Annotated in this window: 27 protein-coding genes and 2 tRNA genes; 18 read left to right on the forward strand and 11 right to left on the reverse strand. The window is 70.6% G+C overall.

Annotated features, from left to right (window positions below; genetic code table 11):
* Window positions 1–143: 143 nt before the first annotated feature.
* The 5 genes from RL72_RS07605 to RL72_RS07625 all read left to right on the forward strand — a co-directional run bounded on the left by RL72_RS07605 (window position 144) and on the right by RL72_RS07625 (window position 3,358).
* Window positions 144–1,469 carry a sensor histidine kinase gene (locus RL72_RS07605; protein WP_082072249.1) on the forward strand — a complete coding sequence of 442 codons (1,326 nt, stop codon included), beginning with the start codon at window positions 144–146 and terminating at the stop codon, window positions 1,467–1,469.
* A complete protein-coding gene (locus RL72_RS07610) occupies window positions 1,457–2,158 on the forward strand; it encodes a LuxR C-terminal-related transcriptional regulator (protein WP_045250226.1) in 702 nt (233 codons plus the stop codon). The genes RL72_RS07605 and RL72_RS07610 overlap by 13 nt, the downstream gene beginning before the upstream one ends.
* Window positions 2,155–3,090 carry a DUF4097 family beta strand repeat-containing protein gene (locus RL72_RS07615; RefSeq protein WP_052674249.1) on the forward strand — a complete coding sequence of 312 codons (936 nt, stop codon included), beginning with the start codon at window positions 2,155–2,157 and terminating at the stop codon, window positions 3,088–3,090. The genes RL72_RS07610 and RL72_RS07615 overlap by 4 nt, the downstream gene beginning before the upstream one ends.
* Before the next feature lie 55 nt (window positions 3,091–3,145).
* Window positions 3,146–3,219, forward strand: a tRNA-Ile gene (locus RL72_RS07620).
* Window positions 3,220–3,285: 66 nt separating this feature from the next.
* Window positions 3,286–3,358, forward strand: a tRNA-Ala gene (locus tag RL72_RS07625).
* Between the two features lie 66 nt (window positions 3,359–3,424).
* Here the strand turns inward: RL72_RS07625 and yczR are convergent.
* Window positions 3,425–4,849, reverse strand: coding sequence for a MocR-like transcription factor YczR (gene yczR, locus RL72_RS07630; RefSeq protein WP_045250227.1), 1,425 nt, complete (start codon window positions 4,847–4,849; stop codon window positions 3,425–3,427).
* A gap of 61 nt (window positions 4,850–4,910) precedes the next feature.
* Between yczR and yczE the strand changes: the two genes are divergently transcribed.
* From yczE to RL72_RS07645, 3 genes are all read left to right on the forward strand, one after another.
* Window positions 4,911–5,657, forward strand: coding sequence for a membrane protein YczE (yczE, locus tag RL72_RS07635; protein ID WP_346218188.1), 747 nt, complete (start codon window positions 4,911–4,913; stop codon window positions 5,655–5,657).
* 34 nt (window positions 5,658–5,691) lie between these two features.
* The gene (locus RL72_RS07640; RefSeq protein WP_045250228.1) at window positions 5,692–6,513 is read left to right on the forward strand and encodes a phosphatase PAP2 family protein; all 822 of its coding nucleotides are present in this window, start codon (window positions 5,692–5,694) and stop codon (window positions 6,511–6,513) included.
* A gap of 348 nt (window positions 6,514–6,861) precedes the next feature.
* Window positions 6,862–7,203: an avidin-fold protein gene (locus tag RL72_RS07645; RefSeq protein ID WP_245762949.1), complete on the forward strand. Its 342-nt coding sequence runs from the start codon at window positions 6,862–6,864 to the stop codon at window positions 7,201–7,203.
* Window positions 7,204–7,232: 29 nt separating this feature from the next.
* Here RL72_RS07645 and RL72_RS07650 read toward each other — a convergent pair whose 3' ends face one another.
* Entirely contained in the window at window positions 7,233–7,808 is a 576-nt protein-coding gene (locus tag RL72_RS07650) for an Lrp/AsnC family transcriptional regulator (RefSeq protein WP_248700411.1), read from the reverse strand.
* Between the two features lie 131 nt (window positions 7,809–7,939).
* Here RL72_RS07650 and RL72_RS07655 point away from each other — a divergent pair, with 131 nt between their 5' ends.
* The 5 genes from RL72_RS07655 (at window position 7,940) to RL72_RS07675 (ending at window position 13,340) form a co-directional block, all read left to right on the forward strand.
* Complete coding sequence (locus RL72_RS07655) at window positions 7,940–9,529, forward strand: ABC transporter substrate-binding protein (RefSeq protein WP_091477888.1); 1,590 nt, start codon at window positions 7,940–7,942, stop codon at window positions 9,527–9,529.
* A 79-nt stretch (window positions 9,530–9,608) separates the two neighbouring features.
* Window positions 9,609–10,676: an ABC transporter permease gene (locus RL72_RS07660; protein ID WP_248700412.1), complete on the forward strand. Its 1,068-nt coding sequence runs from the start codon at window positions 9,609–9,611 to the stop codon at window positions 10,674–10,676.
* Window positions 10,673–11,596 carry an ABC transporter permease gene (locus RL72_RS07665; RefSeq protein WP_045250231.1) on the forward strand — a complete coding sequence of 308 codons (924 nt, stop codon included), beginning with the start codon at window positions 10,673–10,675 and terminating at the stop codon, window positions 11,594–11,596. The genes RL72_RS07660 and RL72_RS07665 overlap by 4 nt, the downstream gene beginning before the upstream one ends.
* A gap of 35 nt (window positions 11,597–11,631) precedes the next feature.
* The gene (locus RL72_RS07670) at window positions 11,632–12,489 is read left to right on the forward strand and encodes an ABC transporter ATP-binding protein (protein WP_248700413.1); all 858 of its coding nucleotides are present in this window, start codon (window positions 11,632–11,634) and stop codon (window positions 12,487–12,489) included.
* Window positions 12,486–13,340 carry an ABC transporter ATP-binding protein gene (locus tag RL72_RS07675; RefSeq protein ID WP_045250233.1) on the forward strand — a complete coding sequence of 285 codons (855 nt, stop codon included), beginning with the start codon at window positions 12,486–12,488 and terminating at the stop codon, window positions 13,338–13,340. The genes RL72_RS07670 and RL72_RS07675 overlap by 4 nt, the downstream gene beginning before the upstream one ends.
* 83 nt (window positions 13,341–13,423) lie before the next feature.
* Here RL72_RS07675 and RL72_RS07680 read toward each other — a convergent pair whose 3' ends face one another.
* From RL72_RS07680 to RL72_RS07700, 4 genes are all read right to left on the reverse strand, one after another.
* Complete coding sequence (locus RL72_RS07680; RefSeq protein ID WP_045250234.1) at window positions 13,424–14,545, reverse strand: M24 family metallopeptidase; 1,122 nt, start codon at window positions 14,543–14,545, stop codon at window positions 13,424–13,426.
* 187 nt (window positions 14,546–14,732) lie between these two features.
* Entirely contained in the window at window positions 14,733–15,413 is a 681-nt protein-coding gene (locus tag RL72_RS20220; RefSeq protein ID WP_248700414.1) for a DUF3349 domain-containing protein, read from the reverse strand.
* A complete protein-coding gene (locus tag RL72_RS07695; RefSeq protein ID WP_045250235.1) occupies window positions 15,410–15,700 on the reverse strand; it encodes a hypothetical protein in 291 nt (96 codons plus the stop codon). The genes RL72_RS20220 and RL72_RS07695 overlap by 4 nt, the downstream gene beginning before the upstream one ends.
* 17 nt (window positions 15,701–15,717) lie before the next feature.
* Window positions 15,718–16,914, reverse strand: a complete 1,197-nt coding sequence (locus RL72_RS07700; RefSeq protein WP_045250275.1) for an inorganic phosphate transporter — start codon at window positions 16,912–16,914, stop codon at window positions 15,718–15,720.
* A gap of 218 nt (window positions 16,915–17,132) precedes the next feature.
* Here RL72_RS07700 and RL72_RS07705 point away from each other — a divergent pair, with 218 nt between their 5' ends.
* The gene (locus RL72_RS07705) at window positions 17,133–17,954 is read left to right on the forward strand and encodes a cytochrome c oxidase assembly protein (RefSeq protein ID WP_082072250.1); all 822 of its coding nucleotides are present in this window, start codon (window positions 17,133–17,135) and stop codon (window positions 17,952–17,954) included.
* 48 nt (window positions 17,955–18,002) lie between these two features.
* On the opposite strand, the gene RL72_RS07710 is transcribed toward RL72_RS07705, so the two are convergent.
* Entirely contained in the window at window positions 18,003–18,461 is a 459-nt protein-coding gene (locus RL72_RS07710; RefSeq protein ID WP_045250236.1) for a DUF1801 domain-containing protein, read from the reverse strand.
* 154 nt (window positions 18,462–18,615) lie between these two features.
* On the opposite strand from RL72_RS07710, the gene RL72_RS07715 reads away from it, so the two are divergent.
* Entirely contained in the window at window positions 18,616–20,214 is a 1,599-nt protein-coding gene (locus tag RL72_RS07715) for an amidohydrolase (RefSeq protein WP_045250237.1), read from the forward strand.
* A gap of 38 nt (window positions 20,215–20,252) precedes the next feature.
* On the forward strand, window positions 20,253–20,681 hold the full coding sequence (locus tag RL72_RS07720; protein WP_045250238.1) for an NUDIX hydrolase: 429 nt from the start codon (window positions 20,253–20,255) through the stop codon (window positions 20,679–20,681).
* Window positions 20,682–20,683: 2 nt separating this feature from the next.
* Here RL72_RS07720 and RL72_RS07725 read toward each other — a convergent pair whose 3' ends face one another.
* The 3 genes from RL72_RS07725 to RL72_RS07735 are packed head-to-tail and all read right to left on the reverse strand — an operon-like array spanning window position 20,684 to window position 22,216.
* Window positions 20,684–21,169, reverse strand: a complete 486-nt coding sequence (locus RL72_RS07725) for a hypothetical protein (RefSeq protein WP_045250239.1) — start codon at window positions 21,167–21,169, stop codon at window positions 20,684–20,686.
* A gap of 46 nt (window positions 21,170–21,215) precedes the next feature.
* A complete protein-coding gene (locus RL72_RS07730; RefSeq protein WP_248700415.1) occupies window positions 21,216–21,710 on the reverse strand; it encodes an aminoacyl-tRNA deacylase in 495 nt (164 codons plus the stop codon).
* Window positions 21,707–22,216: a hypothetical protein gene (locus RL72_RS07735; protein ID WP_045250240.1), complete on the reverse strand. Its 510-nt coding sequence runs from the start codon at window positions 22,214–22,216 to the stop codon at window positions 21,707–21,709. Before RL72_RS07735 ends, RL72_RS07730 begins: the two co-directional genes overlap by 4 nt.
* A 130-nt stretch (window positions 22,217–22,346) precedes the next feature.
* Between RL72_RS07735 and RL72_RS07740 the strand changes: the two genes are divergently transcribed.
* The gene (locus tag RL72_RS07740) at window positions 22,347–22,904 is read left to right on the forward strand and encodes a peptidylprolyl isomerase (protein ID WP_045250241.1); all 558 of its coding nucleotides are present in this window, start codon (window positions 22,347–22,349) and stop codon (window positions 22,902–22,904) included.
* 34 nt (window positions 22,905–22,938) lie between these two features.
* Window positions 22,939–23,829, forward strand: coding sequence for a rhomboid family intramembrane serine protease (locus RL72_RS07745; protein WP_045250242.1), 891 nt, complete (start codon window positions 22,939–22,941; stop codon window positions 23,827–23,829).
* Window positions 23,830–24,093: 264 nt separating this feature from the next.
* Here the strand turns inward: RL72_RS07745 and RL72_RS07750 are convergent, their stop codons facing one another.
* A complete protein-coding gene (locus tag RL72_RS07750; RefSeq protein ID WP_045250243.1) occupies window positions 24,094–24,333 on the reverse strand; it encodes a cell division protein CrgA in 240 nt (79 codons plus the stop codon).
* Between the last annotated feature and the right edge of the window lie 14 nt (window positions 24,334–24,347).

A 24,347-nucleotide genomic window follows, 5' to 3' on the forward strand; every position in this document is an offset into this window, starting at 1 on the left:
GCATGGCATCACGTAAGCACGAGATCGTGCGCGCGTCCAACGAGGCTAGGCATGCATAACCCCGCACGCGTTACGGAAAACCCGAAACGGTTGCTCCGGATGCCTCCGTTCCCTGCCTCCGAACGCGCCCGTAGCGTGGAGTCATGCCAGCAGCGAGCGAACGGAGTGCGCCGAACGTGACCACCGCACCGTCTTACGATCCTCCCCCGGCGGGCACCGCCGCCGGCCCGGCCGCGGAATCCGTCCGCACACCCGTGCGCCTGTTCCTCACGATCCTGGAGCTGGCCGCACTCGGCTTCCTCGGATCCGGAGTCGCAGGTGTCCTCGGCGGGGCCGTGGGCATCGGGATCGGGCTCAGCGTCTTCGGCGTCGGCCTGGTGGTGCTGGTCGGTCTCGTGTACGCGCTGTTCGGGATCGGGTGGTTCGAGATCGCCCGGCTGAACGGGCTCTACGGATTCGACCTCCCGGCGCTGCGCCGGCGTCCGCGAGAGCGTCCGGGCTTCGGCGGCTGGCTGCTCTCGCTCTGGCGGCAGGCGTACAACGGCCGCATGTGGCGGGCGCTCGCGAACTTCGCGATCGCGTGCGCCCTCGGGTCGCTCGTGCTGCGGCTCATGACGTGGTTCGGCTGGTCGGCGGTCACGGCGTTCGCGCCGCTGTTCACCGGCGCCGACGTGGACACCGGCTGGGGCACGCGGTATCCCAGCGCCTGGGCGCCCCTCGTCGGCGGGGCCGGGGCGGCCGCCGCGGTCGTCGGGATCATCGGCATCGCCCTGCTCCACCGGGTGATCTCCCGCGGGATCGTCGCGACTCCGGACCGCAACCTCGATCTCAGCGAACAGGTGCGCACCACCACGGCGCAGCGGGCGGGTGCCGTGCGTGCCGCGGACGTGGAGCGCACCCGTATCGAGCGGGACCTGCATGACGGCGTGCAGCCGAGGCTCGTCTCCGTGGGCATGACCCTCGGCATGGCGCAGCAGAAGATCGACACGGATCCGGAGGCCGCGAAGGCGCTCATCGCCGAGGCGCACACCTCGACGAAGGCCGCGATCACCGAGCTGCGCCAGCTCGCCCGCGGCATCCACGCCTCGGTGCTCGACGACCGCGGGCTGGACGCCGCACTCTCGGCGCTCGCCGGTCGCTCGCCGGTGCCCGTGGTGCTCGACGTGCGGCTCGACGGCCGCTGCTCCCGCGACGCGGAGGCGGCCGTGTACTTCGCCATCGCGGAGTCGCTGACCAACGCCGCCAAGCACTCGCGTGCGAGCGAGTGCCGGGTCGTGGTGCGGGTGCGGGACGGCGGCACGCTGTGGGCCCGCGTGGAGGACAACGGCGTCGGCGGTGCCACCGTCGTCCCCGGTGGAGGGCTCGACGGCATCGGCAACCGGGCGCTCGCGGCCGGAGGCACGATCCGCCTGGACAGCCCGGTCGGCGGTCCCACCAGCCTGGAGGTGAGCGTCCCGTGCGCATCCTGATCGTCGAGGACTCGGTTCTGCTGCGCGAAGGACTGGTCCGCCTGCTCGAGGACGCCGGTCACACGGTCGTCGCCGCCCTGCCCGATGCCACCGCGCTCGACGAGACCGTCGACGCGAGCGACCCAGAGCTGTGCATCCTCGACGTGCGGCTCCCGCCGACCTTCGTGGACGAGGGGATCCGGGCCGCTCTGGCGCTGCGCCGCCGTCTCCCGCAGCTCCCCCTGCTCGTGCTCTCGCAGTACGTGGAGGAGCGGTATGCGTCGGACCTCATCGTCGCGCAGGGATCGGCCGGACCTCTCGGCTACCTGCTCAAGGACCGCGTCGCCGACGTCTCCGAGTTCATCGAGTCGGTGCAGCGGATCGCGGCAGGATCGACCGTGCTGGATCCGGAGGTCGTCGCGCAGCTGCTCACCCGGCGCAACCAGGACGATCGGATGCGCAGCCTCACCGAGCGCGAGCGGACGGTGCTCGCGATGATCGCCGAGGGCCGGTCGAACCAGGCCATCGCCGGCACGCTCTTCCTCTCCGAGGCGAGCGTCGAGAAGCACATCACCGCCATCTTCCAGAAGCTCGGGCTCGAACCCGACGAGTCCGGCAACCGCCGGGTGCTCGCCGCGATCGCCCACCTCTCCAGCACCGGCCGGGGCGGAGCCCCTGCCGGACCGACACAGACGGGAATCAGCCGATGACGAACCTCACCCCTCCTCGCCCCGGAACGGATCCGAGCGGCACGGCGCACGCGGACCCCGACGTCCTCACGGCGACGACGGAGCCGACCGGCGCGCCGAACCCCGCGCCGGCCGCGGGGGCCCGGCCTCCGCAGGGCGCGCTCCTGGCGATCACGATCGCCGCCGCGATCATCGGCGGTGGTGCGCTCGTCGTCGCCGGCGGCACCTCGGCCTTCGCCGCGATGCAGCAGGTGGCCACGGGCGACGGCGCGGACTCGCGCAGCACCACGGCGGACGTCCGTGGCGTCACGACGCTCAAGATCGACGTCGGCCGGGGAGCCGCGACGGTCCGCTTCAGCGATGTGACGGACGCGACCATGAGCGTGACGGGCGATGGCGGAGGCGACTGGACGATGCGCCGCGACGGCGATGTGCTGCGGGTGGACCGGCCCAACACGCCCTTCGGCTGGTGGATCGGAAGCTGGTTCGGCACGGATCCGCGGATGACGCTCACGCTTCCCCGGGAGCTGGAGGGCGAGCTGACCGGCGACCTGACGCTCAACGCGGGCTCCCTGACGACCGAGGGCCGCTTCGAGACGCTCTCGACGACGGTCAACGCCGGTTCCCTCACCGTCGACGGCGGTGCTGCGTCGGTGACCACGCGCGTCAACGCAGGCTCCGCGGAGCTGCGCCTGGACGACGTGACCACGGCGGACCTGTCCCTGTCCGCCGGGGATCTGAACGCCACCATCGGCGGATCCCAGCCGGATCTGATCCGCCTCGACGTCAGCGCGGGAACCATGGACGTGACGGTGCCGTCGGGGCGCTACGACCTCTCCAAGGACACGTCGGCCGGGAGCCTCGAGGCACGGATCCAGACCGATCCGTCGTCGCCGCACCGCATCCGGTCGAGCGTGTCCGCGGGAAGCGTCGTGATCCGCGAAGGGAGCTGACCGGGCTCGATTTCGTGATCGCGCCGCCGTCGGGTAAAGTCTTGGAGGTTGATACGGGGCTATAGCTCAGGCGGTTAGAGCGCTTCACTGATAATGAAGAGGTCCCAGGTTCAAGTCCTGGTAGCCCCACCGACACATGAGCGGATCCGAGCAATCGGATCCGCTCATTCGGTCGAAACCCGTCGTCAGCGACACGGGGCCTTAGCTCAGTTGGTAGAGCGCCTGCTTTGCAAGCAGGATGTCAGGAGTTCGAATCTCCTAGGCTCCACAGTTCAGAAACGGACCCGGTGCAACCGGGTCCGTTTCCTCGTTCTGGGGCAGTGCACGCGGAGCGTCAGACCACGGCTTCCGCGAGGGCCGCGACCGGCGAGATGCGAGGGGCGCCCGCGGTCACCCGCGCCCAGGACGCGGCGAGGATGTCGACGGCGCGCTCCAGCTCCCGGGGCTCGGTGGTGAAGGGGATCCGCAGGTGCCGCTCCTGCCCTCCCTCGACGGCGAAGCGCCCGCCGGCGCTGAGGTGCAACCCGTGCGCGGCGGCGTCGATCACGAGGGCGGAGCTGAGCGGCTCCCCCAGTCCCACCCAGAGCGCCACCCCGCCGTGCACGCGAGGGACGGTCCACTCCGGCAGGGCACGGGCGAGCGCGGCGGCGAGGGCGTCCCGGCCGTCCCTCAGCAGCGACGCGCGCTGCGGCAGGATCTCGTCGAGCCGCTGCACCACCCGGGTGGCCACGGCCTGCTCGAGGTCGGGGGTGCCGAGGTCGTGCGTCGTGCGGGCGGCCCGGAGCCTGCGGATCACGTCGTCCGCCGCGCGGATCCAGCCGATCCGCAATCCGCCCCACACCGACTTCCCCAGCGAGCCCACCCGGATCGTCGCTGAGCTGCCCGTGCCGAGCGGCTGCGGGCGCGGCAGCGGGTCGATGGCGAGGTCGGCGGTGGTCTCGTCGATGAGGAGGATGGATCCGGCATCGTGCGCAGCGCGTGCGAACACCGCCCGCTCCTCGGAGCTCATCGAGCACCCCGTGGGATTCTGGAAATCGGGCATCAGGTAGGCGAGGATCGGGCGGGTGCGCGCGAACGCCTGGGTGGCGCGGTCCAGATCCCAGCCGTGCCCGGACTCGACGGGCACGCCGACGAGCCGCGCGCCCACCCGGCGGAACGTCTCCATGGCATGCGGGTAGCTCGGGGTCTCCAGCAGCACGCGATCCGCGCGCCGCAGCAGCGTCGACGCGATGAGGTTCAGGGCGTGCTGCGCACCGGTGGTGACCATGATCTGCGAGGGCTTCGTCGGGATCCCCTGCCGGCTGTAGCGATCGGCGATCGCCGAACGCAGCTCCACGTGACCGAGGATGTCGTAGCCCGCGCGGGAGACGAGCGCGGTCGCCGACGCCGCGCCTTCGGCGATCACCCCGGGCAGTCCCGGCCAGGCGGGCGGGCTCGCCTGCTGGAGATCGATCCCCTCGCGGTCGAACCAGCGGGCCGCGGTGGTGCGACCGAGCGGCCGGGTCACGCTGCCGGATCCCTGCCGGCTGACGATGTGCCCGGTGCTGCGGAGCGCGCGGTACGCGGCGGCGACCGTCGTGCGGCTCACGCCCAGGGCCGCGGCGAGCTCGCGTTCGGCGGGCAGCGCCGTCTCGGGCGCGATGCGATTGTCGAGGCAGAGCAGGCGGATGGCGTCCGCGAGGGCGTCGAACGCGGGTTCGCTGGTGCGCCAGAGCCCGAGCAGATCGACGAGGGCACGGGCGGAGAGCCGGGAGTCCATGAGGCCAGCCTAGGACGATTGGACTGAACGCAACAGTCCAGTTGTGCTCGATCATGGAGACATGACAAGAAGGGTGCTGCAGCTGCTGGTCGGTCTCGTGCTTTACGGCGTGGGAGACGGCCTCATGATCATCGCCGGTCTGGGTGTGGATCCGTGGACCGTGTTCGCCCAGGGCCTGTCCCGGCACACCGGCATCGGCGTGGGCTGGATCACGAACATCGTCGGCGTGCTCGTGCTCCTGCTGTGGATCCCGCTGCAGCAGAAGCCGGGCCTCGGCACCCTCCTGAACGTGCTGCTCGTCGGCACCGCGATCCAGGCGACCGTCACCGTGATCCCGCCCGTCCACGGCCTCCTCGCGCAAGTGCTCGTGCTGCTCGCCGGCGTGGTGGTGGTCGCGCTCGCCAGCGGGCTCTACATCGGCGCCCATTTCGGACCCGGTCCCCGTGACGGTCTGATGACGGGGATGAACGCGCGGCTCGGATGGCCGATCTGGGTGTCCCGCCTGTCCGTGGAGGTCAGCGTGCTCGCGATCGGGTGGCTGCTCGGCGGCACCGTCGGGGTGGGCACGGTCGTGTTCGCGCTCGGCATCGGACCCCTCGTGCACATCGCCCTGCCCCTGCTCGACACCGCCCGCGGGCGTCACGGCGACCAGAAGACGCCGGAACCCGTCGCACCGGTGGATTCCGGGCAGACCCGGGCCGGAGCCTCGGCTCCGCGGGGCGTCCTGCTGCGCGGCGGAGTCGCGACGTACGACGACGCGCGCGCCGTCCGCGACCTGCGCGCGGCGCACGACCGCAGCGAGTGGTGAGCGACCGCACAGCTGGACCCGGCAAGATGGATCCATGGCGGAGAGACGTGGGATAGGACGGTTCGCCCTCGCCGCCGTGGTGCTCGCGGCCTCCTTCGTCGTCACCTACCTGTTCTTCGTGCGCACCTACGTGGGGCAGATCGTCGATGAGCGGGCGTTCGTCGGCGCCTCCGCCCAGCACGACGCGGTCTACAAGTTCATGGGCATGGTCCTGGGGAACGTGCCGACCGTCGCCGTCGGCGGCGGGATCCTCGCGACGCTCGTGATCGGGCTCGTGACGCGACGCTTCCGGCATCTGGTGGTCGCGCTCGGCGCGGGCGTCGTCGCGGTGATCGCCGCGGAGCTCGCGAAGCACGTGTTCCTGGAGCGGGCCGCGACCGGTGCGACCGACCTGCTGGACAATTCATTCCCGTCTGGGCATGCGACGGTCGCCGCCGCCGCGGGGTTCGCGGTCTTCGTCGTGAGCCCGTCGCGCTGGCGGCCGCTGGCCGCGATCATCGGCGGCGCGTTCGCCGTCTTGACGGGCATCGGCCTCGTGATCGAGCAGTGGCACCGACCCAGCGATGTGGTCGCCGCGTTCATGCTCGTCGCGGTATGCGGCTGTCTGGGAGGAATCGCCTTGCTGCTGTGGGGAGTGCCGGAAGCGGATCCGCCGGCGCGATCCCTGCGGGTGCTGTGGTGGGTGGCGGGAGCCGGTGCGATCGCCTCGGCGGTCGCCTTCGTGATCATCTTCATCACCGTGCAGAACCACGGCAGCCATCTCCAGATCGCCTACGCGGGTGGCGGCACGGCTATCCTGTCGGTCGGAAGCGCATTCGCCGCAGCCGGGAATGCGCTCTTCCGCAGGATTTCCTGACGCGGCGTCCCGAGGCGTTTGCGCAGTGCGCGCGGGATGATCGCAATGACCGGATCACACTCTCCGCATCCTGCAGGAGTCCCGGTCCGAGACCCTCGGAAAACAGCCGGTGAACAGCGGGTATACCGAAGCTCCCTCCGATCGGGGACGGGTGCGCCGGACCATTTCCGCATTCGCCGAGTAATCCACATGTGGATGAACCTGTTAATAGATCTCCGGGCCCGGACGATTGTCATTCGGAGAGCGCCGCCGAGCTCCTTCCGGAGTGCGCGGACGAGCCGGACCGGGGCCGCCTGCGCTCCCGTCGGGATTGCGCGGAAGCCCGTGCGCGGGTCCATACTCGTCGTCATGCCTTCCACCCTCTCCCTCGATGGACTGCGCTTCGCCATGGTCTCCTCGACCGCGAGCGCCGTCGACTCCGACGCCCCCACCACGTTCGACTACCACCAGGACGGCAGCCTCATCTGGGGCGAGTACACGGGCGACACGGTCACCGAGGGCCGCTTCGTCGGCGAGGTGGCCGGGGCCGAGGTGCGCGTCTCGTTCGCACATGCGCTGGCGAGCGACGGCACCGTGGTGCGCGGGGACGCGGTCAGCCGGGCGGAGCAGTCGGACGACGGCCGGATCCGTCTCATCGAGGACTTCGCGGTCGACGGCGTGGATCACGTCAGCGTCTGCGTGCAGGTCTGACCCCGACGCGCCGGCGGTCCCGGGCGGGATCAGACGCGGGTGCCGCGGCTGCCGTCGGTGCGGGTGAATCGCATCAGGCCGCTGTCGACGCCGATCGCGGCGCGCTCGGGGATCTCGTCCGGGAGCACGAACGGCCGCCGGAACACCTCGCCCATCACGATCGCGGTCTCGACCTTGGTGACCTCGGGCCGATCGGCGATCGTCCCGATCACGAGCGACTGCATGCGCTCCATGTCGACGCTGCGCACCAGGAGCATCACGTCGTGCTCCCCGGTCATCACCATCGCCGACTCGACGTCGGGCATCTCCCCGATCGCCTGCAGGAACGAGGTCCACGACTGCGGCTGGATGGTGCAGAACACCAGGGCGCTCACGCCGAGCCCCAGCCGGGTGGTGTCGACCTCCGCGGTGTAGCCCGTGATGATGCCGGCGCGCGTCAGCGACTCCACGCGCGAGTAGGCGCTGGCCCGCGAGATCCCGACCTCCTGGGCGAGCGCCGCGATCGAGATCCGTCCGTTGCGACGCAGCGCGCGGAGGATGTCGTACGCGATTTCGTCGATCGCGGGCGCGGATCGTCCAGACGCGGAGGGCTGATCTTCGGTCATGCTGGACATATTGCCGTAGTGATGGAAGCGTGACAATGGATTGCTCGAAATCGTCGCGAACGGTCGGATATAGTGCCGGGAAACCCGATCCGGTCGTCTGACCTGTCCATTTTTCAATGAGGAGGAAAGCCGTGGCCCGTTCCTATCGCCACGTCGCCGCAGCGCTCATCGCCGCGGCCGCCATCGCGCTCGCCGGCTGCTCCGGCGGCAACTCCGCGAGCAACAACTCCAGCGGTTCCTCCTCGGGCGGCACGCTCGTGGTCGACACCGCGTTCTCCCTCGAGACGGGCGACCCCGGTCGCAACTACGTGCCGACCGGGAACATGGTGCTGCACGCCGTCTACGACACCCTGCTCACGTTCCAGGGAGCCGACTCGACGACCCCGAAGCCCGACCTCGCGACCATGAAGCAGAACGCGGACGCCACCGAGTTCACCTTCACGATCCAGGACGGCCGCACCTTCTCCGACGGCACCCCCGTGACCGCGGACGACGTCGTCTTCTCGCTCGACCGGGTTGCGGGCATCACCGACTCCAAGGCGAACTTCCTCATGGCCGGCATCACGGTCGCCAAGGTCGACGACAAGACCGTGAAGCTGTCGACCAAGACGCCGTCGCTGCAGCTGCCCGCGATCGTCACCAACCCGTCGCTCGCGATCCTCAACTCGAAGGTCGTCAAGAAGAACGGCGGCACCACCGACGACAAGGACGGCGCGAAGAGCTGGCTCGACGCCAACTCGGCCGGATCCGGTCCCTACAAGCTGCAGTCGCTCGACCTCACCACTCAGGTGGTGCTCGTCAAGAACGACAAGTACGACGGCGCCGACAAGCCCGCCTACGACAAGATCGTGGTGCGCAACATCTCGCAGTCCTCCACGCAGCTCACCAACCTCAAGGGCGGCGACTCGAACGTGGCGGTCGACCTCTCCGGCGACCAGGTGAAGAACCTCGGCGACGGCTTCACCGTCGACTCCGCGCCCTCCGCCGAGACGCTGTTCCTGCTGATCAACCAGGACAAGAACGTGGGCGGCGTGACCGCCAACCCCAAGTTCGCGGAGGCCGTGCGCTACGCGCTGGACTACGACAAGCTGCTCGAGCTCGCCGGATCCGGATCCGCGCAGGCCACCGGCGTCATCCCGCCCATGTTCCCCGGCGCGAACAAGTCGGGTGCGAAGCAGGACCTGGACAAGGCCAAGGCCGCCCTCGCCGCCTCCGGCTACACCGGCCAGGAGGTCAAGCTGCAGTTCCCGAACGACAACCCGGTCGGCGGTGTGGAGTTCACGCCGGTCGCCGAGCGCGTGCAGGAGCAGCTGAAGGCCGTCGGCATCAACGTGACCCTCGCCCCCGCGCCGTTCGCAACCGAAGTGCAGCCCTACGTCAAGGCCCAGGAGGCGTTCTCGCTCTGGTACTGGGGCCCCGACTACGCCGACACCTCGTCGTTCCTGCCGTTCGGCCCGGGCCAGAAGGTCGGCCTCCGCGCCGGCTGGCCCGCCGAGGCCGACACCGCGATCGCGGACCTCGTGACCAAGGCGCAGAACGCGACGACGGTCGACGCCCGCAACGCGGCGTTCAGCGACTACGCGAAGGCGATGCAGGAGTCCGGCCCGTTCGTGCCGCTGATCGTGCCCGGCATCAACCTCGCCAGCTCCACCAAGGTCGCCGGTCTCGAGTACAACGTGACCTGGACGCTGGACCTGCGGACGCTGCACCCCGCCCAGTGAGCCCTGCGGGGGCCGGAACCGCATCCGGCCCCCGCAGCACCAACGCCGACACAGACCCGCAGACCCGGAAGCGCCGATCTTGTCCGAGACCCGAGCCATCGCCACCCGAAGGACGAGGCAGTCGCAGCACACCCTGCTGCGGTTCCTCGCCCGCAGGGCCGTGACGAGCGTCATCCTGCTGTTCGGGATCGTGCTGGTCACCTTCTCCCTCACCGTGATCGTGCCCGGCGACCCGGTGCGCGCCGCCCTCGGCGAGGGCGCGTCGTCGAACCCGGCGACGGTCGCGGCGTTCCGCGAGAAGTACGGCCTCGACCAGCCCGTCTGGATCCGGTTCTTCCGCTACGTCGGCAATCTGCTGCAGGGCGACCTCGGCACCTCGATGACGACCGGACGCCCGGTGTCGGCCGATCTCGCCAAGGCCGTGCCGGCGACCGGCGAGATCGCGTTCTACGCGATCATCGTCAGCCTCGCCGTCGCGATCGTCCTCGGCACGCTCGCCGCGTACCGCCGGGGCAAGGCCACCGATCAGGTGGTGCGCGTGGTCACCCTGATCGGTCTGAGCATCCCGACCTTCTGGATGGCGATCCTCTGCTACCAGCTGTTCTTCATGAACCTGCACTGGGTGTCGGGATCCGGCCGGATCTCGCCCACGATCACACCGCCGCCCCGGATCACGGGGTTCTACACGATCGACTACCTGCTCAACGGCGACTCGGTCGGCTTCTTCGACGCCACCAGCCACCTGGCTCTGCCGGTGCTCGTGCTCAGCCTCTTCACCATCGCGACGCTCACCCGCTTCGTGCGCACCTCGGTGCTCGAGGTGCTCGACATGGACTACGCGCGCGCGGCGCGGGCGAAGGGCCTGAGCGGTCGACGCGTCGTCATCGGCTATGTCCTGCGCGGCGCGGCGCTTCCGATCCTCACCCTCGTCGGCATCGCGTTCGGCAGCCTGCTCTCCGGAACCGTGCTGGTGGAGGCCGTGTTCGCCTGGCCCGGCCTGGGCACCTACGCGTACAACGCGTCGAAGAACCTGGACCTGCTCGCCGTCACCGGCGTCGGTCTCGTGGTCGGCGTGATCTACCTCGTCATCAACCTCGTCGTCGACGTGCTCTACGGCGTCCTGGACCCGCGAGTGAGGCTGTCGTGAACCTCGTCATCCCCGAGAAGCTCGCGCCGAAGCGCCGGCGCTCCTGGCTGCCGCGCGCGTGGCGCACCCCGCTCGCGCTCGTCGGCACCGTGATCGCGCTCGTCTGGATCCTCGTCGCGATCCTCGCTCCGTGGATCGCGCCGCACGACCCGCTCGCGCAGGACCTGCCCCGGCTCGCCGCCCCGAGCGGCGACGCGATCATGGGCACCGACGTGAACGGCCGCGATGTCTTCTCCCGCCTGCTGCTCGGCGCCCAGACCACGATCCCGCTCGCGCTCATGCTCGTCGTGTGCGCCATGGTCGTCGGCACCATCGTGGGCGCGGTCGCCGGCTACCTCGGCGGCTGGGTGGACGAGGTGCTGATGCGCATCACCGACATGGTGATGGCGTTCCCCACCGTCATCCTCGCCATGGTGATCGCGGCTTCGCTGGGCCCGTCGATCATGAACGCCGTGATCGCCGGAATCATCGTCGCCTGGCCTCCGTATGCCCGCATCACGCGGTCGCTCGTGCTGGGACTGCGCACCCAGAACTACGTGGTCGCCGGCCGCCTGCTCGGCTCCTCGCCGCTGCGCTCGCTGGCGCGCGACGTGCTGCCGAACATCGCGGGTCCGGTACTCGTGCTCGCCTCGCTCGACATCGGCACGGCGATCCTGCTGCTCTCCGGCCTCTCCTTCCTGGGCCTCGGTGCGCAGCCGCCCACGCCGGAGTGGGGGACGATGATCGCCGCGGCGATGCAGAACACCTCGGCCTGGTGGCTCGGACTGTTCCCCGGCCTCGCCATCCTCAGCATCGTGATGGCGTTCAACTTCATCGGCGACTCGCTGCGCGACGCCCTCGACCCGCTCGCCGCGCGCGAGCGGGAGGCGGAGGCTCCCACCGCGGTGTCGGCCGCCGCGGCGACGGGGCAGGCGGCATGAGCGCGCATGCACCGAGCGACCGAAAGGGAGTCGAAGTGAGCACCGCACTCGCGATCCGCGATCTGCGCGTCGAGCTCGGCCAGAGCAGACGCAACCGCACCGAGGTCGTCAAGGGCATCTCGCTCGACCTCGTGCCGGGTCGCATCCAGGGTCTCGCCGGAGAGTCCGGATCCGGCAAGAGCATGACCGCCATGGCGATCCTCGGTCTGCTGCCCGCAGGCGGCACCGCGTCGGGATCGATCATGCTCGGTGCGGACACCGAGCTCGTCGGGATGACGGGCAGGGGCTATCGCACGGTGCGCGGGAAGCGGATCGGGATGGTCTTCCAGGATCCTTCGGCGAGCCTGCACCCGCAGATCACCGTCGGCTCCCAGCTGGCCGACGGCATGCGCGCGCATCTGGGGCTCTCCCGCGCCGAGGCGCGCAGGCGCGCCGCCGAGCTCCTCGCCCTGGTCCGGGTGCCGAACCCCGAGGAAGCCCTGCAGAAGTATCCGCACCAGTTCTCCGGCGGGCAGCGTCAGCGCATCGCGATCGCGATCGCCCTGGCCTGCGAGCCCGAGGTGCTGCTCGCCGACGAGCCGACCACGGCGCTCGACGTCACCGTGCAGGCCGGCATCCTGCACCTGCTGCGCGACCTCGCCACCGAGCGCGACCTGGCCGTGCTGCTCGTCACCCACGATCTCGGCGTGATGAGCGCGATCGCCGACGAGGTGGCGGTCATGCGCGGCGGGCTCATCGTCGAATCAGGGTCCCGGACGCAGATCTTCCAGGATCCGCAGCATCCCTACACGCGTGAGCTGCTGGCGGCCATGCCCGATGCGCAGGACTCGCTCGTCGACGGTCCTGTCGGCGGCGCCGACGTGCACGACGCCGATGCGGAGGAGAACCGATGAGCGATCAGAAGCCGGTATTGCACGTGGACTCCCTCGTCGTCGAGTACGGCGGGCGCACGGCGTTCCGCGCCGTCGACGGCGTCTCGTTCGACATCGCCGCCGGCGAGGTGCTCGCTCTGGTCGGCGAGAGCGGCTGCGGCAAGTCGTCGACCGCGCGAGCGGTGATCGGCATGGAGCGCCCCGCCGGGGGCACGGTGCTGTACCGCGACCGTCCCGTGCAGCCGCTGGGTCTTCGCACCCGGCCCAAGGAGCTCACGGCGATCCAGATGGTGTTCCAGGATCCGAACTCCTCGCTGAACCCGCGCATCCGCGTGGCGCAGCAGATCGCCGAGGGGTCGCGTGCCGCCCGCGCCCGCGGCGTCGACACCGAGGCGCCCTCGCACTGGCTCGAGGCCGTCGGCCTGTCTCCCGCCCTCGAGAACCGCTACCCGTACCAGCTCTCCGGAGGTCAGCGCCAGCGCGTCGCGATCGCCCGAGCGCTCGCCGCCAAGCCCGACCTCATCGTCGCCGACGAGCCGATCTCGGCGCTCGACGCGTCGGCGCAGGCCTCGGTCGCCGCGATGATGCGCGAACTCTGCGTCGCCTCGGGCGCGGCGATGCTCTTCATCTCGCACGACCTCTCGGTGGTGCGCCTGATGGCCGACCGCGTCGCCGTGATGTACCGCGGGCGCATCGTCGAGTCGGGGGCCACTCCGGTGGTGTGGGCGAACCCCGTGCACCCGTACACGGAAGCGCTGCTGGATGCGATCCCGCACCCCGACGGCGAGGGCGTGCTTCCCGCGGCCCCCGCGTCCGAGGCGCCGTCGTCCTGGCGCGTGGAGATCCCCGAGGCTCTCGACCGCGTGCGCTGAGGCGCGACACACAGACTTCCCGGCGCGGGCCTGCCCCCTGCGCCCGCGCCGGGAGATCCAACGGCGCGGGCGCAGCGCGGGCGTCAGGAACCCGCGGTCGTCAACTCGTGCGGGGTGGTGTTGAGGTTCGTGCAGCCGTCGGCGGTGACGACGACGATGTCCTCGATGCGGGAGCCCCACTCGCCGGGGAAGTAGATCCCCGGCTCGATGCTGAACGCCATCCCCTCGCGCAGCGGCAGCGCATTGCCGGGCGCGATGTACGGCTCCTCGTGCGTCGTGACGCCGATGCCGTGGCCGGTGCGGTGCAGGAACGCGTCGGCCAGCCCCTCGGAGGCGAGCACGTCGCGGGCGGCGGCGTCGACCTGCTCCGCGGTGACGCCGGGGCGCACCGCGTCGACGGCGGCCTGCTGGGCGCGCACCAGCACGGCGATGCGTCGCGCGACCTCGGGATCCGGCGTGCCGACGGCATACGTCCGTGTGCTGTCGGAGTTGTAGCCGCTCGGCACCGCGCCGCCGATGTCCACGACCACCACGTCTCCGTCCTGGATCACGCGATCCGACACCTCGTGATGCGGATCTGCGCCGTTCGGACCCGAGGCGACGATCACGAACTCGACCGTGCGATGCCCCTCCTCGACGAGCGCCGCGGCGATCTCGGCGGCGACCTCGCGCTCGGTGCGGCCCGCCCGCAGCAGCCCGGGCACCCGGCGGTGCACGGCGTCGATGGCATCACCGGCACGTCGCAGCTCGGCGACCTCGGCCGCGTCCTTGATCATGCGGCTCTCGCGCAGCACCGGCGTCGCGAGCTCGGGCCGCACGTCCAGGCGCACGGTGAGCGGCACGACGTGCAGGGCAGGGAGCGCGTCGGCGACGCCGAAGCGCGCGGCGGATCCGCCCATCGCGGCGGTGACCAGGGCGTACGGATCCTCGCCGTCGACCCAGTCTGACACGGCGAGCCCGAGCGAGCCCACCGCGGTGTCGCGCACCTTGGCGAGCTCCATGCGCGGAACGACGACGGTCGGCTCGCCGCTCGCCGGGATCACCAGCGCGGTGAGCCGCTCGATGGTGTCGCCCTCGACGCCGACGAGATACGCGAGGTCCGGGCCGGGGCCGACCACGATGGCGTCGAGACCCGCGTCGGCGGTCAGCGCACGAGCGCGATCGAGGCGGGCGGCATACACGGAGGCGGGGAACGGGGTGCTCACCCCTCCACGCTACGTCGCCGCGCCGGGGCCGCACCAGCGTGCCGGGAGAACATATTCCGAGAACAGGATGAACTGTCCCGGACCACGCAGTTCGGGGCGGAAACGTCTGTCCTGCCGCCCTCTGACCGCCTTCGGGACAGACATTCCCGTCACACGGCGGCGCCTGCGACACGCCGGACGGACGCGCTCAGGTCAGCGTGAATCCGGACTGCTCGAGGCGGGCGCGCACGCGCTCCACGTCGTCGTCTCCGGGCAGCTCTCCGAGCACCTTCATCATCAGCACCTGTGCGTCGACGAGGGAGATCTCGGGATCCGCGCCGCTCTGCGCCGCCACGGCCGCGCAGACCTCCTGCACCTCGTCGTCGGTGAGCCTGCGTCGCAGCAGCGCGAGGATCGGCACGCGGTCCTGGGCGGGGATCCCGTCGGGGTAGCCGGCGCCGAGCCAGCGCAGCGCCTGTGCGATGGGGCTCAGGTCGGCAGCGCCCGATCCATCCGAGACCCCGCCGCGGGAGGCGCCCGGTCCGCCCGCCTCCGCGGCGGCCTCCGCGAGGATCGCACGATCGCCGACGATGCGCTGCGCCTTGGTGCTCAGCGGAACGCCGCGTTCGGCCAGGTGGGCGGCCACGCGGCGCACCTCGTCCTCGCCGGGCGTCGCGGCCGTGATCTCGGTGATCGCCGCGCGGATCTGCGAGACACGCACGGGATCGGTCTCCTGCTGCGCGAGCGCGCCGACGACCGCCGTGAGCTCCTCGGCGGTCAGGGTGCGCTGGAGCAGGGCGAGCAGCGGCGAATAGTCCTTGGGCGGAACGCCCTCGGGGTAGCCGGCGCGCAGCCAGTCCAGCACGCGCGCCAGGACGCCGCCGTTCACTTGCCCACTCCGAACAGGGAGATCCCGAAGTAGTGGTAGATGCTCAGCCGCGTGATGAACAGCACGCCGGCGAGCACCGCCGCGATCACAAGGGCGAACAGGATCCATCCGGCGACGGTGAGCAGGGGCCGGCGTGTGCCTGGTGCCTCGCCGTCGACCTCCCCGGTGCCGGCGGACTGGAGCCGCATCCCGATCGCGAACAGGGCCGGCAGGCCGGCGCCGAAAAGCAGGCCGACCAGCAGCACCCGGCCGGCCGAGAGCGCCATCTGCGCGATGTCGAAGTTCATCTCATCCGTCCTTCGGTTCAGGCCGTCGCGCCCTGCGAGGCGGCGTCGGGGACGACCTTGCCGTCCCATTCTGCGTTGACGTTGCGGTGGTCGACCTTCTGCCGGCGGCTGCGCACGTAGAGAAGCGCGGCCGCGGCGATCAGCAGCACGAACACGGTGAGCGCTCCGGCGAGGCCGCCGATCCCGTGTGCGAGGAAGTAGCAGAGCGCGCCGACCACGCCGGCGGCGGGCATCGTGATCAGCCATGCGGTGACCATGCGGCCCGCGATGCCCCAGCGCACCTGGGCGCCCGGACGTCCGACGCCGGATCCGAGGATCGAGACCGTGGCGACGTGCGTCGTGGACAGGGCCATGCCCATCGAGCTGGAGGTCAGGATGATCGCCGCCGACGAGGCCTCAGCCGCGAGGCCCTGCGGCGACTCGATCTCGACCAGGCCCTTGCCGAGGGTGCGGATGATCCGCCAGCCGCCGAGGTAGGTGCCCAGGGCGATGGCGGCGCCGCATGTCACGATGATCCAGATCGGCAGGCCGTCGCTCAGGATCTGCTCGCCGGTCAGGGTGCCGTGCGCGATGAGGGCCAGCGCGATCACGCCCATGGTCTTCTGCGCATCCCCGGTGCCGTGCGCGAGGGAGACGAGGGATGCGGTGCCGATCTGACCCCATCGGAAGCCGGCCTCGCGGTGCTTGGCGTGGACCGTGCGCGTGAGGCGGTACACGAGCCAGGTGCCGACGGCGGCGACCACGCCGGCGATGACCGGCGAGAGCACGGCGGGGACGATGATCTTGCCCACGATGCCCGCCCAGTTGACGGTCGCGGCGCCCGCGATGCCGGCGCCGATGAGGCCGCCGAACAGGGCGTGCGACGAGCTCGAGGGCAGACCCAGCAGCCAGGTGAGCAGGTTCCACAGGATGCCGCCGACGAGACCCGCGAAGATGATGATCATGGCCGACTCCGGGGAGAGCCCCGGGACGAGGTCTCCGTTCGGACCCTGGATCGTCAGCACGTCCTTGGTGATGGTCGCAGCGACCTCGACCGAGAGGAAGGCGCCGACGAGGTTCAGGATCGCGGACAGAGCGACGGCGACCTTGGGCTTCAAAGCGCCGGTGGCGATGGACGTGGCCATCGCGTTGCCGGTGTCGTGGAAGCCGTTGGTGAAGTCGAAGCCGAGGGCGGTCACGACCACCAGGACGAGGATCAGCACTTCGGCGCTCATGATCGTCAGCATCCCGCGCGACGGCCGCCGCGACAGGGGTCTTCGCGCACTCGACCGCGAGAGTTCACCCCGCGTTAAGACGCTCTGGGACCGGATCCCATCCTCTGCATAGCCACCGGGCGTAACGTCGCGGCGGCCGCACCAGCAGATCGGATCCCGCCACGCCCTCCCTCCCCGTCTTCCTCAGCACCTGGAGCCTGGATCCCACCGCGCTCGCGGTGCTCGTCGTCGCGGCCGCGCTCTATCTCGGCGGCGTGGAGGTGCTGCGGCGCCGTGGGCACCGCTGGCCGCTGCGGCTGACGCTCATGTATCTGCTGCTGGGCCTCGGCTCCTACGCCGTGGTGTCGTTCGGGTTCCTCGGAACGTGGAGCCCCGCGCTGCGCTGGGCGTTCTCGACCCGGATCGCCCTGCTGCTCTTCGTCGTCCCGGTGCTGGTCACCCTCGGCCGGCCGGTGTCCCTCGCCCGCGCGGTGCTCTCGACGCGGCCCCGTGCGCGGGTCGACGGCTTCCTGCGCTCGTGGCTCGCGAAGTTCTTCGGCAACGCGATCATGGCGCCGGTGTTCACGTGCCTCGTGTTCTCGGTGCTCTTCACGCCGTTGTCGGCCGTGCTCCGCATCGATCCGATCGCCGAGGGCGTGGCGTCGGTGCTCGTGCCCGTGCTGGGACTGCTCATGGTGCTGCCGATCGCCGCGCACACCGTCGCACGCACGAGCCTGTTCATCGTGGCCGAGTTCATGTTCGCGTTCGTGGAGCTCGTGCTCGACGCGATCCCGGGCGTGCTGCTGCGGCTGGGGACCGTCGTCTTCGACCACGCCGGAACCTGGCCCGGTGCGCTGCCGCTGTGGTTCCCGAACCCGCTGCGCGATCAGCAGCTCTCCGGTGACTTCCTGTGGTTCATCGCCGAGATCGTCGACGTGCCGATCCTCGTGATCCTGATGATGCGGTGGATCCGCTCCGACCGGCGCGAGTCGCGACAGCTGGACGAGCTCAGCGACGAGGAGATGGCCGCGCTCACGGCCGCGCACCTGCGCGGAGAGTGAGCGCCGTGCCGCAGCTCGTGCGCCCAGCGCCCGGGTTCTGGAGCGGAGTCACTCCGCGGGCGCGGCGGTGCGGATGCGCTCGCCGAGGAAGGCGAGGTCCGCGGGCGTCAGCGCCGTCACGGCGTACGACACGGGCCACACCGTGCCGTCGTCGAGCTGCGCCGGCCACTCGAACTCGAACGTCGCGTAGCGCACCTTGAACTTCGCCTTGGGCTTGAAGAAGCAGACCACCTTGCCTGCGGCGTTCGCCCAGGCCGGCATGCCGTAGTAGGTCTTGGGGACGAGGTGCGGCGCGTTCTCCGCGACCAGTCGATGCAGAGCGGTGGCAAGGGATCCGTCTTCTTCGTCCATCTCCGCGATCTTGGCCTGTACGTCGGCCTCTCCCGCGGCGCGCAGCTCCTCCGGGCTCGCCTTCTTGCGTGCGACGCGCGTGCGGCTCTCCTTCGCGGCCTCCTTGACGGCGGCGCGTTCGAAGTCGGTCAGCACGGGGGCGGTGTTCTCGGTCATGGCATCCTCCTGTCGGCGGCCCGGGTATCGGGACGCTCCTCAGCCTAGGAACGCCGCGGAGACCGCGCTTCTTCAGAACTGATCGATCCGCTCGGGGCCCTGACCCAGCACGCCGCAGTATCCGCCCCGGCGGGGAACCTGCCACGATGGCCGCATGACGACGCTGTTCACGGGCCGGTTCCGGCCGCTCTCCGATGCCGCTCCCGATCTCGTCGAGGCGCTGCTCGTCGGCGATGACGGGCGGATCATCGCTCTCGGTGCGATCGACGACCTCGCCGCGCAGGATCCGTCCGCCGAGCGCATCCCGCTGGACGGCTGGGCCATGCCGGGACTCATCGAGCCGCACGGACACCCGGGGACCGCCGCAGTGCTGCTCTCGGATCGCGTGCTCGACCTCCGGCCGGTCGTCATCCCGGACGCGGAAGGGGTGATGGCGGCGCTGCGCACCGCGCTCGCCGCCTCCGAGGGCGCCCCGGTGTACGCGAACGGCTGGGACGCGCTGCTGCAGCGCGGACTCCCGGATCCGGATCTGCGCCTGCTCGACGAGCTCGCCGGAACCACGCCGCTCGTGATCGTGCACAACTCGGGCCACTCCGCGTACTTCAACTCCGCGGCGGCTCGGCGTGCGGGACTGGACCGCACGACGCCCGATCCGGTGGGGGCCTCGTTCGGCCGCGCCGCCGATGGGGAGCTGAACGGGGTGGCCCTCGAGGCAGGTGCGGTCGAGCGCGTCGCCGCGCCTCTGCTGCAGGCCGCGCAGGCCGACATCGTCGAGCTGCTCGCGGCCCACTTCGCCGATCTCTCCCGCCGCGGGATCACCACCGTCTCCGACCTCAGCTGGAACCCGGCGCTGTCTCCCGCGGTCGACGCGCTCCGCGCGAGCGGGCGCATGCCGCTCCGCCTGCGCTGGTACGAGATGTCGCGTCCGGGCGGCACGCCGGCGCCGCGCGGGCAGGGCGATGCGATGATGCGCCAGGTCGGCGTGAAGACCTGGACCGACGGATCCCCGTGGATCGGGAACATCGCCACGAGCTTCCCCTATCTCGACACCGCGGCCACCCGCGGCCTCGGGCTCGAGCCGGGGCACCGCGGCACGGCGAACTACACGGCCGCGCAGCTCCACGGGATCGCCGAGCCCTACGCCGCCGCCGGGTGGCAGCTCGCCTGCCATGCGCACGGAGACCTCGCGATCGATGAGACGCTCGACGTCTACGAGCGGCTGATCCGCACGCACGCGCTCACCGATCACCGCTTCCGCCTGGAGCACGTCGGCGCGATGACGCCCGCCCAGTTCGCGCGCGCCCGGGAGCTCGGCGTCACCGTGAGCCTCTTCGTCGATCACATCACCTACTGGGGAGAGGTGCTCGTGGACGACCTCTTCGGATCCGAGCACGGCGGAGCGTGGGCGGACGCCGGCGCCGCGTTCGCCGCAGGCCACCGTGCGACGTTCCACAACGACGGCTGGGTGACGCCCGCCGAGCCGCTGCGCAACATGGCCGTCGCAGAGACCCGGCGCACCCGTGCCGGCCGGGTGATGCCCGCGGGCACTCCTGTCGCACGGGCGCAGGCGCTCGCCGCGCACACCGGCAACGCGGCCTGGCAGCTCTTCAGCGAGCACGAGATCGGATCCCTCGCCCCCGGACTGTTCGCCGACCTGGTCGTGCTGGATCGGGATCCGCTCACCGTCCCGGCTGAGGAACTCGTCACGGCCGAGGTGCGCGAGGTGCGTCTCGGCGGACGAAGGACGACCTGACGGCGCCATACCGGCCCGCACCGCCTAGGGTGTGACTCATGGACATGCGGGTCGCGGCATACGCCGTCATCGTCGACGATGCGGACCGCGTGCTGCTGGCCCGGTGGACGGAGGGCCGGCGCGTGTCCTGGACCATGCCCGGCGGCGGGCTGGAGCCGGGCGAGGATCCGCAGGTCGCCGCCCGTCGCGAGGTGCACGAGGAGACCGGCTACAAGGTGGTCATCGAGGATCTGCTGGGCATCCACTCCCGCGTGATCCCGCCGCGACGGCGGGTGACGCCGGGGGCCACCGACCCGCTGCACACGCTGCGCATCGTGTACCGGGCGCGCATCACGGGCGGGCGGCTGAGGTTCGAGAAGAGCGGATCCACCGACATGGCCGCCTGGTACCGGCTGGACGAGATCGGCGGCCTGCAGCGCGTGCGGCTCGTCGACATCGCCCTGGGGATGGCCGGCCTGCTCGGCTGACTTCAGCGCAGCACCTCGACCAGCGCGATCCAGGAGATGACGATCGCCACCACGATCGCGAGCAGCGAGCCCGCCGCGGCGAGGACGAGGCCCGAAGACAGCCCGGACAGCAGCAGCGCACCCGCCACCGCGTAGGCGACCAGTGGCAGGAACCCGAGACCCGCCCGGGCGGCGACGCTGCCGTGCCCGCGATCCTTCCGGAGGGCCCGTGCCGCGTGCACCTGGAACGCCGCCGCGATCACGGTGACGATCAGCACGAGAGCGCCGAACCAGGCGGAGGAGAGGCCGGGGATGAGCGCGATGCCCGAGGTGACGATCGCCAGCACGAGTCCGGCGATCGCGGCGGCCAGACGCGCGGTCAGCGACCTGGCGAGCACGATCTTGTCGATGTTCACGCTCGCGGCGACGATGACGAGCCCAGCGAGGGCCGCCGTGGCCCCGAGCATCGCGACGTGGAACTCCCGCCACGTCTCCAGCGCATCCGTCATGTCCGGATGCTACTCCGGCACCGGGCTCAGGCGAGGGGGATGCGGATCACTCGGGTTCGGAGATGTCGGCGACCGTCGCGTCGTACGCGCGGATGAGCTCGTCGGCATCGACGAACAGGCTGTAGCCGTGCGCTCCGGCGCCCATCGCGATGCGGCGGCCCCGGATCGTCTCGTCGGCGAACACGGGCCATGCGGTCGTGCTGCCGATGGGCACGATGGTGCCGCGCTCGTAGCCGGTCGCGGCGAAGGCCACGTCGGGATCCGGGAGCTTCAGCCGGTTCACGCCGACCAGCGCCCGCAGCTTCGGCCAGGAGATCTTGCGACCGCCGGGGATCAGCGCGAACAGGAACGTGTCGTCGGATCTCTTGACCACGAGGGTCTTCACGATGCCGGACGGATCCAGTCCGAGCAGCGCCGCGGCTTCGTGCAGGCTCTTCGCCGCAGGGCGCGGGCGGATCTCGATGTCGAGGTCGCGCGCCGCAGCGGCGTCGCGCACGCGGGCGTGCGTCTCCTCCCCGGGCTCGGGGGCGGTGGTGCTCACGCCTCGGGGGCGTTCAGCGGGTCGTCCGCGACCCAGAGCTCGTCATCGGCGCGCAGCGCCTGCCACGCGGCGACCAGCACGCCCACCGCGGCGGCGGCGCCCAGGATGATCGCGATCACGGAACCGATGCCGGGGCCGCGCTTCGGCTCGGCGACGGTCACGAGGGCGCGGGGCGCGGGGCGCGGGGAGCCGGTGCGCTTGGCGTTGGCGATGTCCCAGGCGGTGAGAGCGGATCCGACCACGCCGCCGATCGCGGGGACGACCTTGTGGTCGACGACGTCGCGGGACATCTTGAGGCCCTTGTCGACGACGGGGACCACGCGGTGCTCGTAGACGTCCTGCACCGCGGGCAGCACCTGCTCGCGACGGAAGTTGTCGAGCTGGCGACCGGCTTCGCGGGCGACGTTCGCCGCATCGCCGGCGACGACCTGCTGGGCGGCCCACAGCTTGGCGGCCTCGCTCTGCAGCTGGCGGAGTTCCTTCTGACGCTTGCGGCTCAGGCTCACGATGCCCTCCCAATCGAAACGGGGTTCGGACTCCCCATCTTGCCAGAGATGCTCCTGTGCAACGCGTGTGCATGTGGGAAGTTCACAGGGGAATCGGAAGGTCCCGGGGATCCGATGCGAGAATGGATCCATGCCTCACGCCACTCACGTCGCCACCCTGCACACCAACCACGGAGACATCGTCGTCAACCTGTACGGCGACCACGCTCCCCGCACGGTGAAGAACTTCGTCGAACTGTCCGACGGCACGGGATCCTGGACCCACCCGGCCACCGGCAAGCCGGGCGAGGGCCCGCTGTACAAGGACGTCATCTTCCACCGCATCATCCCGAACTTCATGATCCAGGGCGGCGACCCGCTCGGTCAGGGCGTCGGCGGCCCCGGCTACACCTTCAACGACGAGATCCACGGCGAGCTGAACTTCAACGAGCCCTACGTGCTCGCCATGGCCAACGCGGGTCTCCGTCGCAACGCCATCACCGGACAGGTCGAGGGCACCAACGGCTCGCAGTTCTTCATCACGACCGACCCGACGCCCTGGCTGCAGGGCAAGCACACGATCTTCGGCGAGGTCGCCGACGACGCGTCGAAGGCCGTCGTCGACGAGATCGCCGCCGTGCGCACGGGCGCCGGCGACCGTCCCGTCGAGGACGTCGTGCTGCAGTCCGTCGACATCGTCGCGAACTGATCGCCTCTCCGCGAGTGGACTCCGGAGCGCACCGATGACGAACCCGGAGTTCCACGCGAATCCCGACAACTTCTGCTACCGGCACCCCGGGCGGCAGAGTTTCGTGCTGTGCCAGCGCTGCATGCGCACGATCTGCCCGGAGTGTCAGACGCAGGCGCCCGTGGGCGTGATCTGCCCCGAGTGCATGCAGGACCAGCGCCGGAGCCAGACCCCCGCCCAGCGTCGCGCCCACCGGCGCTGGGGCGCACGATCGATGACGGCGGTCGGCGGGCGTCCGCTCGCGACGTACTGGATCCTCGCGATCACCTCGGCCGTGAGCATCCTGGCCGAGCTCCCGGGAGTCGGGGCCGTGATCAAGAACGTGCTGTTGTTCGCGGGCGCCTATCTCTATCCGTCGCTGTCGGGGCTGCCGTTCGAGCCCTGGCGACTGCTGACTGCACTGCTCGTGCACGGCGGTTTCATCCATCTCGGCCTCAACATGCTGGCGCTGTGGATGGTGGGACAGCAGCTCGAGCCGCTGCTGGGCCGTGCGAGGTTCCTGACGCTGTATCTCGTGAGCGGTCTCGGCGGGTCCGTCGCGATGGCACTGATCGATCCGGCCCAGCCCACGGTCGGGGCGTCCGGTGCGATCTTCGGCCTGTTCGTGGCTCTGATCGTGATCGGCCGGCACCTGGGCGGCAACATCGTCGGGGCGCTGGTCGTGCTGGCGATCAACTTCGTGTACGGCTTCATCGTGCCCGGGATCGCCTGGGAGGCGCACGTCGGCGGTGCCGTCGTGGGAGCGCTGGTGGCGCTCGTCTACGTCCGGACCAGCGGGCGTCGCAACGCGAAGTTCTGGTGGATCGGGCTCGTCGCCGTGATCGTGCTCGTGCTGCTCGTCGTGGTCGCGGTCGTCCCTCCCCTGCTGATCACCGCCGGGCGCTGAACCCCGTCACGAAAGCCCCCGCCTTCGGGCGGGGGCTTTCGTCGTCCTCGGGAGACATGTGAATAACACCCGTGTAATTCTCCCCAGGTGGGGATAGAACTGTGGATAACTCCGGGGAGCGGCTGTGCATATCCATCCCCAGAATGTGGATAACCCTCCGGATCCGTGGAGAACCCTGCGGAATGCGGTCCGGAGCCGGTCGACGGGCCGGAACGCAGGAACGCCCCCGCATGAGCGGGGGCGTTCCTGCGAGGATGAGGGGCGTCAGCGCCAGCGGGTCGTCATCAGGAAGCCGATGAGCGCGATGCCGAGACCGATGAGCAGGTTCCAGGACTGCAGGCCCGGGATCGGGTACTGCATGCCGGTGATGTAGAACACCAGGATCCACACGAGTCCCAGCAGCATGAAGCCCACCATGACCGGCTTGAACCACACGGCGTTGGGGGCGGCGTCGCCCTCCACCTTCTCGACGACGGCTTCTTCGGTCTTGCGGGATCGTGCCATGCGCACAGTCTACC

It is taken from the genome of Microbacterium azadirachtae (genome assembly GCF_000956545.1).
Classification (GTDB): domain Bacteria; phylum Actinomycetota; class Actinomycetes; order Actinomycetales; family Microbacteriaceae; genus Microbacterium; species Microbacterium azadirachtae.

Bases quoted from the DNA above. Each gene is read 5' to 3' on its own strand.
- RL72_RS07605 (WP_082072249.1), top strand. From the start codon at position 144: ATGCCAGCAGCGAGCGAACGGAGTGCGCCGAACGTGACCACCGCACCG.
- RL72_RS07615 (WP_052674249.1), top strand. From the start codon at position 2,155: ATGACGAACCTCACCCCTCCTCGCCCCGGAACGGATCCGAGCGGCACG.
- yczR (WP_045250227.1), bottom strand. From the start codon at position 4,849: ATGGACTCCCGGCTCTCCGCCCGTGCCCTCGTCGATCTGCTCGGGCTC.
- yczE (WP_346218188.1), top strand. From the start codon at position 4,911: ATGACAAGAAGGGTGCTGCAGCTGCTGGTCGGTCTCGTGCTTTACGGC.
- RL72_RS07640 (WP_045250228.1), top strand. From the start codon at position 5,692: ATGGCGGAGAGACGTGGGATAGGACGGTTCGCCCTCGCCGCCGTGGTG.
- RL72_RS07645 (WP_245762949.1), top strand. From the start codon at position 6,862: ATGCCTTCCACCCTCTCCCTCGATGGACTGCGCTTCGCCATGGTCTCC.
- RL72_RS07650 (WP_248700411.1), bottom strand. From the start codon at position 7,808: ATGACCGAAGATCAGCCCTCCGCGTCTGGACGATCCGCGCCCGCGATC.
- RL72_RS07675 (WP_045250233.1), top strand. From the start codon at position 12,486: ATGAGCGATCAGAAGCCGGTATTGCACGTGGACTCCCTCGTCGTCGAG.
- RL72_RS07695 (WP_045250235.1), bottom strand. From the start codon at position 15,700: ATGAACTTCGACATCGCGCAGATGGCGCTCTCGGCCGGCCGGGTGCTG.
- RL72_RS07700 (WP_045250275.1), bottom strand. From the start codon at position 16,914: ATGAGCGCCGAAGTGCTGATCCTCGTCCTGGTGGTCGTGACCGCCCTC.
- RL72_RS07710 (WP_045250236.1), bottom strand. From the start codon at position 18,461: ATGACCGAGAACACCGCCCCCGTGCTGACCGACTTCGAACGCGCCGCC.
- RL72_RS07715 (WP_045250237.1), top strand. From the start codon at position 18,616: ATGACGACGCTGTTCACGGGCCGGTTCCGGCCGCTCTCCGATGCCGCT.
- RL72_RS07720 (WP_045250238.1), top strand. From the start codon at position 20,253: ATGGACATGCGGGTCGCGGCATACGCCGTCATCGTCGACGATGCGGAC.
- RL72_RS07725 (WP_045250239.1), bottom strand. From the start codon at position 21,169: ATGACGGATGCGCTGGAGACGTGGCGGGAGTTCCACGTCGCGATGCTC.
- RL72_RS07740 (WP_045250241.1), top strand. From the start codon at position 22,347: ATGCCTCACGCCACTCACGTCGCCACCCTGCACACCAACCACGGAGAC.
- RL72_RS07745 (WP_045250242.1), top strand. From the start codon at position 22,939: ATGACGAACCCGGAGTTCCACGCGAATCCCGACAACTTCTGCTACCGG.
- RL72_RS07750 (WP_045250243.1), bottom strand. From the start codon at position 24,333: ATGGCACGATCCCGCAAGACCGAAGAAGCCGTCGTCGAGAAGGTGGAG.